Here is an 11,982-nt window from a genome sequence, read left to right as displayed (position 1 = left end):
GCCCATGCTTAAGCCTGCCCAAGCACGCCGCACCCAGCCGACTTCAACCCACGCCCCCCCCCCCCCCCCCCCCCCCCCCCCCCCCGCCGTCCGCTCCCCCGGCGACCCGCCGGCCGCGGCCGCCTGGGGCCCGCCGGGCGACCCTCCCGGGCCCGTGGGCACCCCCTCCGGCCCGGCCCGCGCCGGGCCCGCGGAGGGGCCGTCACGGGCCGTCCGCGAGCACACGGCCGGTGACCCCGCTTCCACTTGCGAGCCGTCCGACGTCGTAACCAAGTCGTGTCTTTGCGAAATTCGCGCGACATCTTGCGGACATCTATCGGGTTAAGTACGTTGAGCCAACCCGAAACGGCGGCGTGCAACTGCGCCGAGCATCACGTGCACCATGTGCCGCGGGGGTCCCAGATCGCAGTCCAACGACGCGCAGTGGTTCAGGGGAAAGGGTTTTGAACATGAGCAGAATCGGCTACCGCAGACTGGTGGCGGTCGCGCTGGTCGCGGGCATCGGATTGTCCGCTGCCGCGTGTTCCAGCAGCGACGACAAGAAGGATGACCCGGGAACGAAGGCCAGCAGCAGCTCCAGCAGCGCCGGCACCCCCTTGGACCCGAAGACCAAGGTGTCGATCACGGTCGACTGTGAGCCGCCGACCACGAAGAAGGCCGAGCGCCAGCAGTGGATCGACGACGTCGCCGAGTTCAACAAGACGTACCCGAACGTCACGGTCAACAGCAAGGACGCGTTCCCTTGCGAGGACCCGGCCAAGTTCACCGCCCAGCTCCAGGGCGGTAGCCAGACCGACGCGTTCTACACGTACATGACCGACCTCCAGCAGGTGCTGGACGCCGGCCAGGCGGCCGACATCACGGAATACGTCAACGACAAGACGGTCCCGAACCTCAAGGACATCGACCCCGGTGTCCTCGACGTCCTCAAGGACGGCGGCAAGCTGTACGGTCTGCCCACCTCGAACTACCAGATGGGCCTGATCTACAACCGGAAGATCTTCAAGGACGCCGGTCTGGACCCGAACAACCCGCCCACCACGTGGGAAGGCGTCCGCGCCGCCTCCAAGCAGATCGAGGACAAGCTCGGCAGCAAGGGCATCCACGGCTTCATCGAGAACGCCGGCGGCAACCAGGGCGGCTGGCACTTCACGTCCGAGCTGTACGGCCTCGGCGGCACCATGGTGTCCGAGGACGGCAAGAAGGCGACGTTCAACGACGACAGCGCCAAGACCCTGCTGACCACGCTGCACGACATGCGCTGGACGGACAACAGCATGCCCGCCACCCCGGGCAAGGAGTGGGGCGACGTCCAGAAGGCGATGGGCACCGGCGTCGTCGGCATGTACGTCGGCGCTCCCGACGACATCCCGCTGGTCGTCCAGCAGTACAAGGCCAAGTTCGAGGACCTCGGCATGGCCCCGATCCCCGGCGGCAAGACCTCGCTGTTCGGCGGCGCCGACTACATGTTCAAGAAGTCGGCCTCCCCGGACCAGATCAAGGCCGGCATCGCCTGGATCAACTTCAAGTACCTGACCCTCGAGAAGGGCCAGTTCAACTACCCGCGGAACAAGACGGACGGCCTGCCCGTCGGTCTCCCGCAGCCCTTCTTCTTCACCGGCGCGTCGAAGGAGAAGGACAACTCCACCAAGGCCGCGAACGCGACCGTCCCGGTCGAGAACTTCAAGACGTACGTCGACGCCCAGGTGCCCGTGAAGCCCGAGCCGCCGAACGCCCAGAAGATCTACACCGTGCTCGACACGGTGATGTCCGGTGTTCTGACCAACAAGAACGCTGACATCTCCAAGCTGCTCTCCACTGCCGAGTCCCAGGTCAACAGCCTCCTGGCCGCCTCTCAGTAACGACAGCCCGCGGGGGCCGGTCCGGCGACCGGCCCCCGCTCAGCGGTACCGGCCCGACGCATCACTTCAGTCGAGGAGCACCCATGGCGGCGACAACCGTCCCCGAGAAATCGAGTAGGCGCCACGCCGGGCGTCCCGTTGGTCAGCCCGATGGAACGCAGCGCCGTTCCGGCCTGAGCCGTAAAGTCCGGCAGAACGTCCAGGCGTACGGCTTCCTGATCGGCGCGGTCCTCTGCTTCGGGTTCTTCTCGTGGTACCCGATGGTCCGCGAGTTCATCATGAGCTTCCAGAAGACCAAGCGCGGTGTCACCACCTGGGTGGGCTTCGACAATCTCAAGCAGGTCTACCACGACCCGTATTTCTGGACGGCCTGGCGCAACACCCTGCAATTCACGGTGTACGCGCTGGTGATCGGCTTCATCGTGCCGTTCTTCGTGGCGATCCTGCTCAATGAACTGCGGCACGCACAGGCGTACCTGCGCATTCTGGTGTACCTGCCGGTGATGCTTCCGCCGGTCGCCGGTGTGCTGCTGTTCAAGTACTTCTACAACCCGGAGTACGGGCTCTTCAACCACATTCTGAAGACCCTGCACCTGCCGACCTCCGCATGGCTGGACTCGTCGCACACGGCGATGATCTCGGTGGTGATCGCGGCCACCTGGATGAGCATGGGAAGCGCCACGCTGATCTATCTGGCCGCGCTCCAGAACATCCCCGGCGAGCTGTACGAGGCCGCCGACCTGGACGGAGCCGGGCTGTTCAGCAAGATCTGGCACGTCACGATCCCGCAGACCCGCATGGTGCTCTCACTCATGCTGCTGCTCCAGATCGTGGCGACCATGCAGGAGTTCACCAACGTCTATCTGCTGACCGGCGGCAACGGCCCGGAGAACTCCACCACGACGGTCGTGTACATGGTCTACCAGTACGCGTTCCGCTACAACAATTTCGGAAGCGCCGCGGCGCTGGGCCTTTTCCTGCTGCTGGTGCTGGCCGGATTCTCCGGTGTGTACGCGCGGCTGAGCCGGAACAGCGACTAGGACGGAAGACGGACATGGCAGCGTTCACCCAGCAAAACCGGACCCTGATCTCGTCGGCCGCTTTGAGCCGACCGCGGGCGAAATTCGTCTACTGGACCGTGCTGAGCCTGGTCATCCTGGTCTTCACCCTGGTGTTCCTCGGCCCGCTCTACTGGATGGTGACCGGCGGCTTCAAGTCGGCCCAGGAAGTCCTGGCGAATCCGCCGACGCTCTTCCCGAAACACCCGAAGGCGAGCAACTACTCGGACGCCTGGAGCGAGCTGAAGATCGCCCGGCTGCTCTTCAACACCTTCTATTACGCGTTCGGCGCGCTGCTGCTGCAACTCGTCTTCGACGTGGCGGCGGCGTACGCGATCTCCAAGCTCCGGCCGGTGCTCGGCAATCTGATCCTCGGCATGATGCTCGCCACGCTGATGATCCCGGCGGCGGTGCTGATCGTGCCGCAGTACATGACGGTCCTCGACCTGCCGCTGCTGCACGTGAACCTGATCGGCACCCCGTGGGCGATCTGGCTGCCCACGGTGGCCAACGGCTTCAACATCTTCTTGCTGAAGCGATTCTTCGACTCGATTCCCGAGGACCTGATGTCCGCGGCGAAGATCGACGGCGCCGGGCCGCTGCGCACGCTGTGGTCGATCGTGCTGCCGATGTCGCGTCCGATCCTCGGCGTCGTGTCGATCTTCGCGGTGGTCAACGTCTGGAAGGACTTCCTCTGGCCGATGCTGGTGGAGCCCGACCCGAAGAACCAGCCGATCAACATCGGCATCAACTCGCTCTCGCAGGGCGTACCGCAGAACGTGCTGATCGCCGCGCTGGCCATCTCCGCGGTGCCGACCCTGCTGATCTTCCTGCTCTTCCAGCGCAACATCATGTCCGGCCTGACCGCGGGCAGCCTCAAGGGCTGACGGGTCACCGGACCGCAAGCCTTCCGTAACGCACCCCCAAGCACTCCGCCGCCGGCCTCTATGCCCACATCCCCGCCTCCGGGGCCGGCGGCGGGGTCCCACCTGCCCGAAAGGACGTTGACGTGGCAGACACCCCTCAGCCCGAGGCCGACGAGAACTGGTGGCGCGGCGCGGTCATCTACCAGGTCTATCCGCGGAGCTTCGCCGACAGCAACGGCGACGGCACCGGAGACCTCGCCGGGGTGCGTTCCCGGCTGCCCTACCTGGCCGAGCTGGGCGTCAACGCCCTCTGGTTCAACCCCTGGTACCCGTCGCCGATGGCCGACGGCGGATACGACGTGGCCGACTACCGGGACATCGACCCGGTCTTCGGCACGCTCGCCGAGGCCGAGAAGCTGATCTCCGAGGGCCTGGCGCTGGGCATCAGGACGATCATCGACATCGTGCCGAACCACATATCGGCGGCCCACCCGTGGTTCCGCGAGGCGCTGGCGGCCGGTCCCGGATCGCCCGCGCGCGACCGCTTCTGGTTCCGCCCCGGCCGCGGTGACGACGGCGAGCTGCCGCCGAACAACTGGCCTTCGCAGTTCGGCGGCCCGGCCTGGACGAGGACGACCGACCCGGACGGCACGCCCGGCGACTGGTTCCTGAACCTCTTCGACTCCGAGCAGCCCGACCTCAACTGGAACCACCCGGACGTCCGGGCCGAGCACGAGGACATCCTGCGGTTCTGGTTCGACCGCGGCGCGGGCGGCGTACGGATCGACTCCGCCGCGATGGTCGCCAAGGACCCGGAGCTGCCCGACCTGAGCAGCGACCCGGCCGCCCCGCACCCGTACATCGACCGGGACGACCTGCACGAGATCTACCGCGGCTGGCGGCGGATCGCCGACGGATACGACAACACGCGGATCCTGGTCGGCGAGGTGTGGCTGCCGGACGCGGTGCGTTTCGCGCACTATCTGCGGCCGGACGAGATGCACACCGCGTTCAACTTCGACTTCCTCGCCTGCCCCTGGGCGCCGGAGCAGCTCCGCAAGTCCATCGAGACGACGCTGGCCGCGCACGAGCCGGTGGGCGCGCCCGCCACGTGGGTGCTGTGCAACCACGACGTGACGCGTACGGTCACCCGCTACGGGCGGGTCGACACCGGCTTCGACTTCGCGACCAAGGCGTTCGGCATCCCGACCGACCTGGAGCTGGGCACCCGCAGGGCGCGGGCCGCCGCGCTGCTGACCCTGGCGCTGCCCGGATCCGTCTACCTCTACCAGGGCGAGGAGCTGGGGCTGCCCGAGGTCGAGGACATTCCGGCGGCCAAGCTCCAGGACCCGATGTACCTGCGGTCCGGCGGCACCGACCCCGGCCGGGACGGCTGCCGTGTGCCGCTGCCCTGGTCCGGTGACTCCTCGCCGTTCGGCTTCAGCCCCGAGGGTTCGGCGGAGCCGTGGCTTCCGCAGCCGGCCGACTGGGCGGGGCGCACCGCCGAGATCCAGTCCGCCGACCCGGCGTCGATGCTCTCGCTGTACCGGGCGGCGCTGCGGATTCGCAGCGCCGAGGCCGGTCTGGGCGACGGTCCCATGCACTGGCTCGACTCCGACCCGGGCGTCCTCGCCTTCAGCCGCACCGACGCGTTCGTCTGCGTCGTCAACCTGGCCGACACTCCCGCGGAGCTGCCCGCGCACAGTGAGCTCCTGCTCACCAGCGGACCTCTCCTCGACGGCCGTATCCCCGCCGACACCGCCGTCTGGCTGCGCCGCTGAAACGATTTTCTTGCGAGGACGGTAAGCCGATCTTCTCCGGGGCGCGGCCCCGGCCGGTTCCCTGACCGGGGCGGTACGCCGAATTTTTGAGGGGCGCGGGGAACCGCGCGGCCAGCCACCAACGGGCCGGTGGCCCGGAGACAACCGATCCGCCCCGCGGGGGCCGGTGGTGACCTGCGGGAGCACGGTGGCTGAGCGCGCGGTTCCCCGCGCCCTTTGGGGTCTGCCCTGCACCGCGAGGTGGCCGCGCGGTTCCCCGCGCCCCTTCGGGGCCGACCCCCTGGGCACGGGCACCCCGGGCGACATCTCGTCGCATTGACGATTAAGATGAGGCCATGCCTCAACTACGCCTCGCCCTGAATCAGATCGACTCCCGCGTCGGCGACATCGCCGGGAACACCGAGACCGTCGTGCGCTGGGCCCATCACGCGTCCGCGCGCGGAGCGCACCTGGCGGCGTTTCCCGAGATGATGCTCACCGGGTACCCGGTGGAGGATCTGGCGCTGCGCGCCTCGTTCGTGGACGCGAGCCGCGCGGCCCTGGTGGCGCTGGCGAAGCGGCTGGCGGACGAGGGCCTGGGCGAGCTGCCGGTGGTCGTGGGGTATCTGGGCCGCAGCGAGAACGCGCGGCCGAGGTTCGGGCAGCCCGCGGGGGCGCCGCAGAACTGCGCGGCGGTGCTGCACGGCGGTGAGGTGGCGCTGCGCTTCGCCAAGCACCACCTGCCCAACTACGGGGTCTTCGACGAATTCCGGTACTTCGTGCCGGGCGACACCATGCCGGTGATCCGGGTGCGGGGCGTGGACGTGGCGCTGGCGATCTGCGAGGACCTGTGGCAGGACGGCGGCCGGGTCCCGGCGGCCCGCGCGGCCGGCGCCGGTCTGCTGCTGTCGGTCAACGCGTCGCCGTACGAGCGGGACAAGGACGACACGCGTCTGGACCTGGTGCGCAGGCGCGCGCGGGAGGCGGGCTGCACGCTGGCGTATCTGGCGATGGTCGGCGGCCAGGACGAGCTGGTCTTCGACGGTGACACGATCGTCGTCGGCGAGGAGGGCGAGGTGATCGCGCGGGCCCCGCAGTTCGCCGAGGAGTGCGTGCTGCTCGACCTCGACCTGCCCGCCGCGCCCGGGCGGGCGCCGTCCGGGCGGGTGGCCGACGGCCTGGAGATCCGCCATGTGACGCTCTCCGAGGCGCCGGTCGAACCGTATCCGGCGGAGTTCACCGGCGGCGAGGCCGAGCGGCTGACCGACGACGCCGAGATCTACGGCGCGCTGGTCACCGGCCTGCGCGCGTACGTCGAGAAGAACGGCTTCCGCTCGGTGCTGATCGGTCTGTCCGGCGGCATCGACTCGGCCCTGGTGGCCGCCATCGCGGTCGACGCGATCGGCGCGGCGAACGTGTACGGCGTGTCGATGCCGTCGGCGTACTCCTCGGACCACTCCAAGGGCGACGCGGCGGAGCTGGCCCGCAGGACCGGCCTCAATCTCCGTACGGTGTCGATCGCCCCGATGTTCGACGCCTACATGGCGTCGCTGTCGCTGACCGGCCTCGCCGAGGAGAACCTCCAGTCGCGGCTGCGCGGCGTCACGCTGATGGGGATCTCCAACCAGGAGGGCCAGATCGTGCTCGCGCCGGGCAACAAGAGCGAGCTGGCGGTGGGGTACTCGACGCTGTACGGCGACTCGGTCGGCGCGTACGGCCCGATCAAGGACGTCTACAAGACGACCGTCTTCCGGCTGGCGCGCTGGCGCAACGCCGACGCCGAGGCGCGCGGCGAGACCCCGCCGATCCCGGAGAACTCGATCGCGAAGCCGCCGAGCGCGGAGCTGCGCCCCGGCCAGGTCGACACCGACTCGCTGCCGGACTACGACGTCCTCGACCGGGTCCTGGAGATGTACGTCGACCGGGACCAGGGCCGCGAGGCGATCATCGCGGCGGGCTTCGACGCCGAGCTGGTCACGCGTATCCTCAAGCTGACCGACACCGCCGAGTACAAGCGGCGGCAGTACCCGCCGGGCACGAAGATCTCCGCGAAGGGCTTCGGCAAGGACCGCAGGCTGCCGATCACCAACCGCTGGCGCGAGGGCGAGCAGAGCTGACCAACACCGCCCGGTGACCGCCGCGTTCGGCGCGCCGGAGCCGCGGGCGGCCGGATCACGCGCAGGATCGTCCTGACGGAGCCGAGCCGCGCCCCAGCGCCCGGCGCACCGGGAAGGGGACGCGGAAGTGGACGACGAACGCGAGCACCCGGCCGCGAAGGGCCCGGCGCCCCAGCCGGGCGCCCAGGGCCCGCCGCCCGGCCCGTACGCCCGTCCCGCGGACGACGGCGCGCCGCCCGGTCCGGCCCGGCGGCGCGTGCTCCACGCGGCCGTCGCCGGGGTGGTCGGCGCGGCGGCGGCCGGGTGCGACAGCGGCTCCGCCGCGGTGCGCCGCACCCCCACCAGCGGCCCCGCCCCCGTCCGGCGGGCGGGCACCGACGACTGGCGGATCCGCTCGCTGGGACCGCCGGACGCGATCGAGGGGTACGCCGACAGGGTCAGCGTCCGGCCCGGTGAGCGCGTGGGGCTGTACGTGTCGACGACCGCGCCCGGCTTCCGCGTCGCCGCCTACCGGGTCGGCTGGTACGGCGGGTCGCAGGCCACACGGGTGTGGACGTCGCCGCGGACGGCGGGGCACCGGCAGCCGGGGCCCAGGACGTCCGGGTCCACCAGGACCGTGACGGCGGGCTGGGAGCGCGGCCTCGACGTCCCCACCGACGGCTGGCCCGAGGGCGCCTATCTGCTGCTGCTCACCTCCGACGACGGCCATCAGCGGTACGTCCCGCTCGTGGTCCGCTCGGCCACGGCCACCGGCCGGACCCTGATCATGCACGCGCCCGCGACCTGGCAGGCGTACAACGACTGGGGCGGCTACAGCCTCTACAACGGCCGGGACGGCGGCTACGGAGACCGGTCGCTGGCCGTGTCGTTCGACCGGCCGTACGCGAAGAACGGCGCCGAGAAGTTCCTGGTGTACGAGCGCGCCCTGGTGGTCCTCGCCGAGCGGCTCGGGCTGCCGCTGGCGTACACGACGGGGATCGACGTCCACCGCGACCCCGGCGTGCTGCGCGGCGCGACCACGGCCGTGGCGCTCGGCCACGACGAGTACTGGACGCCGGAGCAGCGCGCGCACGTCACGGCGGCGCGGGACGCGGGCACCAATCTGGTCTTCCTCGGCGCGAACACCTGCTTCCGGCGGATCCGCCTCGAAGCCGTCCGGGGCGGCGAACCGCGCACCGTGGTCTGCTACAAGACCGACTATCAGAGCGACCCCGGCCTCGCGCGCGACCCGGCGAAGCCGACCAACGACTTCCGCGCCCGGCCCGCCCCCGACCCCGAGTCCTCGCTGACCGGCGTCATCTACGAGGGGTATCCGACCGACGCCCCGTACGTGGTGGAGAGCGCCGACCACTGGCTCTTCGCGGGCACCGGCGCCGCGCGGGGCGACCGCTTCGCGCACCTGGTCGGCGTCGAGTACGACCGGGTGGACCCCGGCTACCCGACTCCGGCGCCGATCGAGGTCGTCGCCCACTCGCCGCTGGTGTGCGACGGCCGCGCCAGCCACTCGGACTCGGCGTACTACACGGTGCCCGGCGGCGCGGGCGTCTTCGCCACCGGGACGATGCGCTGGGTCGAGGGGCTGATGGCGGGCACCGGTCTGATGGGCCGCGACCACGGCATGGACGAGCGCACCCGGACGTTCGTCACCAAGGTCACGGAGAATCTGCTGACCGGCTTCGCCGCGGGGCGGGCCGCCGCTTCCCGGCCCGCCCCGCGGGCGAACGTGAGCCGGCTGTACGGGACCTGAGGCGGGCTCCGCGGGAGCGCGCCGCGCGGGCCGGGGGCGGGGACTCGGTACGCAGCGCCGTGGTCACCACGCGGCCCGCGACGGCGAGGAAGGCGAGCCCGGCCAGCGGGTAGCAGGCCGCGAGGAGCATCTGGGCGGGGTTCTCGCGCAGTTCGGGGCGTCCCCGGCCGTGCGGGAGGGCCCAGAGCGCGTACGAGCAGAACACCAGGACGGCCGCCGCCGCGCCCCAGACCCACCGCCGGTCGTGGCGGCGTACCCCCTCGGCGACGAGCAGCACAGCCATGGGCACCGCCCAGACCCAGTGGTGGGTCCACGACACCGGGCTGACCAGGAGGGCCGTCACACCGCAGGAGACCGCGGCCCAGGCGGCGGCGAACGGCAGCCGGTCCCCGGCCGTGAGCGCGCCCACCGCGACGGCCAGTCCCGCGAGGGCGACGGCGAGCGCGACGCAGAGCCAGAGCGTGCCGGGGTCGCCGCTGTGCGTCAGCCGGGCCAGGACGCCGCGCAGCGACTGGTTGGCGACCTCTTCGGCGTAACCGGCGCGGTCGGGCGAGAAGACGTCCTGGGTCCAGTAGCGGACCGAGTCGTGCGGGAGGGCCAGCGCGGCGACTCCGACGGTGGCCGCGAAGGTCCCGGCCGCGACCGACGCGCGGCGCAGATACGGGGTGCCGCGCCCGCGGGTGGTGAAGGCGGCCAGGGCGAGCAGCGCGACGAACAGCACCGGGGTGAGCTTGATGCCCGCGGCGATGCCGATGCCGACCCCCGCCCACCTGCGGTCGGCCCGGCAGGTGAGGTCGGCCAGCACCAGCACGGCGAGCAGCAGATTGACCTGCCCGTAGCGCAGGGTCGCCCAGACCGGCTCGCACCACACCACCAGCGCGGTCAGGAGCAGCGCGGACGCCACGGTCGGCCGCCGGTCGACCAGCCGCAGCGACAGGGCGGCGAAGGCCACCGCGAGCAGCAGATTCGCCACGGTCGCGGCGGTGCGCATGGCGCCCACGTCCAGCCAGGTCAGCGGGACGAACAGCAGTCCCGCGAACGGCGGATACGTCATCGGCAGGCCGTCGGCGCGCAGCGAGTACAGGTCGCCGCCGGTGCGTACCGTCCAGCCCGCCGCCCGGTAGACCATCACGTCGATCATCGAGACCCGCACCAGGCGCTGCACCAGCCACACGCCCGCGACGGACAGCAGGCACCACCCGGCGGCGACGGCGGCCCGGGCGGGGGAAAGCCACTCACGCCACCCGCGTCTGCGCGCGGCGGCGGACATCGGTTCTTGCATGGCGACACCCTCACGGCAGCGGACCGGGCGCCGGCGACGAGCACCTGCGGGTCACGCTCGCGCAACCGCCGCCGCGCCGCCACCTCGGTGCGCCATCCGGCGGAGTGCGCCGAGGTGGCGGCGAAGCCGTGTGCGGAGGGGCTACGGCACCTGGAGGCGGGCAGCGACCGGGAGGTGGTCGCTGCCGGTCTTCGGCAGGGTCCAGGACGCCTTGGGCTCGATGCCCTTGACCATGATCTGGTCGATCCTGGCCATCGGGAAGGACGCGGGCCAGCTGAAGCCGAAGCCGTTGCCCGCCGCGCCCTGCGTGGAGCGCATCTGCGAGGTGACCGAGGCCAGCGCCCGGTCGTTCATGGTGCCGTTGAGGTCGCCGAGCAGCACCACGCTGTGCAGGTTCTCGCCCGCGATGGCCCGGCCGAGCGCGTCGGCCGCGTTGTCGCGCTGTCCCGCGGTGAATCCGGCGTTGAACTTCACCCGCACGGACGGCAGATGCGCCACGTACACCGCGACCTGGCCGTCCGGGGTCTTCACCGCGGCCCGCATGGCGCGGGTCCACCCCATCTTGATGTCCACCGTGCGCACCCCGGACAGCGGGTACTTGCTCCACAGCCCGACCGTGCCCTGCACCGAGTGGTACGGGTAGGCGGCGGCGAGGTCGCGGGCGTAGCGGGGCGCCTGGCTCTCGGCCAGTTCCTCCAGGGCGACGATGTCGGCGCCGGCCGCGATGACGTCCTTGGCGGTGCCGTCGGGGTCCGGGTTCTCGGCGTTCACATTGTGGGTGAGCACCGTCAGATCGCCGCCGGAGGACGTCTTGTCGGTGACCAGGCCGCCGAAGAGGTTGAGCCAGATCACCGACGGCAGCAGCAGGGCGATCAGCGCGGTCGTGGAGCGCCGCAGCACGGCGGCCACCAGCAGCAGCGGCACCGCCAGGCCGATCCAGGGCAGGAAGGTCTCCAGCAGACTGCCGAGGTTGCCGATCCGGTTGGGCAGGTCGGCGTGCACGAGCAGCAGGACGGCCACGAGGACGGCGACGACGGCGAGAATGACGCCGCGCCGCCACATGCCGTCGGGCTGCCACCAGTGACGGAACCGGGCGCGGGCTCCGGAGGCGTTCCTGGGCGGCATGGCGCTGCCGTCCGTGGTCGCGTCCGTGCCGCTCTGCGCCTGGGTCATGAGGGTCCTCACTGCCTTGCCGGGTGCTCTGCCGACCTTAGGGGATCGTTATGAGAACCGACGGACAGCGGGGTGCGGCGGGTTCCTTCACCCACCGCATCGGCCCCACCTGTGACA

At 70.9% G+C, this 11,982-nt stretch carries 8 protein-coding genes; 6 read left to right on the top strand and 2 right to left on the bottom strand.

The window, feature by feature from the left end; genetic code table 11:
- Positions 1-449: 449 nt before the first annotated feature.
- From ACZ4EF_RS05935 to ACZ4EF_RS05910, 6 genes are all read left to right on the top strand, one after another.
- Positions 450-1,862: an ABC transporter substrate-binding protein gene (locus tag ACZ4EF_RS05935; RefSeq protein WP_355334468.1), complete on the top strand. Its 1,413-nt coding sequence runs from the start codon at positions 450-452 to the stop codon at positions 1,860-1,862.
- Between the two features lie 83 nt (positions 1,863-1,945).
- Complete coding sequence (locus tag ACZ4EF_RS05930; RefSeq protein WP_355334470.1) at positions 1,946-2,902, top strand: carbohydrate ABC transporter permease; 957 nt, start codon at positions 1,946-1,948, stop codon at positions 2,900-2,902.
- A 14-nt stretch (positions 2,903-2,916) separates the two neighbouring features.
- Complete coding sequence (locus tag ACZ4EF_RS05925; protein WP_355334473.1) at positions 2,917-3,807, top strand: carbohydrate ABC transporter permease; 891 nt, start codon at positions 2,917-2,919, stop codon at positions 3,805-3,807.
- Between the two features lie 122 nt (positions 3,808-3,929).
- Positions 3,930-5,567 (top strand): glycoside hydrolase family 13 protein, encoded by a 1,638-nt coding sequence (locus ACZ4EF_RS05920; protein WP_355334474.1) that lies wholly within the window; start codon positions 3,930-3,932, stop codon positions 5,565-5,567.
- A 335-nt stretch (positions 5,568-5,902) separates the two neighbouring features.
- The gene (locus ACZ4EF_RS05915) at positions 5,903-7,663 is read left to right on the top strand and encodes an NAD+ synthase (protein WP_467502966.1); all 1,761 of its coding nucleotides are present in this window, start codon (positions 5,903-5,905) and stop codon (positions 7,661-7,663) included.
- A gap of 256 nt (positions 7,664-7,919) precedes the next feature.
- On the top strand, positions 7,920-9,410 hold the full coding sequence (locus ACZ4EF_RS05910; RefSeq protein ID WP_467503079.1) for a N,N-dimethylformamidase beta subunit family domain-containing protein: 1,491 nt from the start codon (positions 7,920-7,922) through the stop codon (positions 9,408-9,410).
- Here ACZ4EF_RS05910 and ACZ4EF_RS05905 read toward each other — a convergent pair.
- Complete coding sequence (locus ACZ4EF_RS05905; protein ID WP_355334480.1) at positions 9,316-10,692, bottom strand: glycosyltransferase 87 family protein; 1,377 nt, start codon at positions 10,690-10,692, stop codon at positions 9,316-9,318. The genes ACZ4EF_RS05910 and ACZ4EF_RS05905 overlap by 95 nt on opposite strands.
- Positions 10,693-10,833: 141 nt before the next feature.
- Positions 10,834-11,754 (bottom strand): endonuclease/exonuclease/phosphatase family protein, encoded by a 921-nt coding sequence (locus ACZ4EF_RS05900; protein WP_467503077.1) that lies wholly within the window; start codon positions 11,752-11,754, stop codon positions 10,834-10,836.
- Positions 11,755-11,982: the final 228 nt, after the last annotated feature.

The organism is Streptomyces sp. NPDC025721 (genome assembly GCF_055558595.1).
Note: the sequence above shows the minus strand (reverse complement) of the source record. Positions and strands in the feature narration are given on the sequence as shown.

What these genes read in the sequence shown, in the direction of transcription:
- ACZ4EF_RS05935 (WP_355334468.1), top strand. Translation starts at nt 450, where the DNA reads ATGAGCAGAATCGGCTACCGCAGACTGGTGGCGGTCGCGCTGGTCGCG.
- ACZ4EF_RS05930 (WP_355334470.1), top strand. Translation starts at nt 1,946, where the DNA reads ATGGCGGCGACAACCGTCCCCGAGAAATCGAGTAGGCGCCACGCCGGG.
- ACZ4EF_RS05925 (WP_355334473.1), top strand. Translation starts at nt 2,917, where the DNA reads ATGGCAGCGTTCACCCAGCAAAACCGGACCCTGATCTCGTCGGCCGCT.
- ACZ4EF_RS05915 (WP_467502966.1), top strand. Translation starts at nt 5,903, where the DNA reads ATGCCTCAACTACGCCTCGCCCTGAATCAGATCGACTCCCGCGTCGGC.
- ACZ4EF_RS05905 (WP_355334480.1), bottom strand. Translation starts at nt 10,692, where the DNA reads ATGCAAGAACCGATGTCCGCCGCCGCGCGCAGACGCGGGTGGCGTGAG.
- ACZ4EF_RS05900 (WP_467503077.1), bottom strand. Translation starts at nt 11,754, where the DNA reads ATGTGGCGGCGCGGCGTCATTCTCGCCGTCGTCGCCGTCCTCGTGGCC.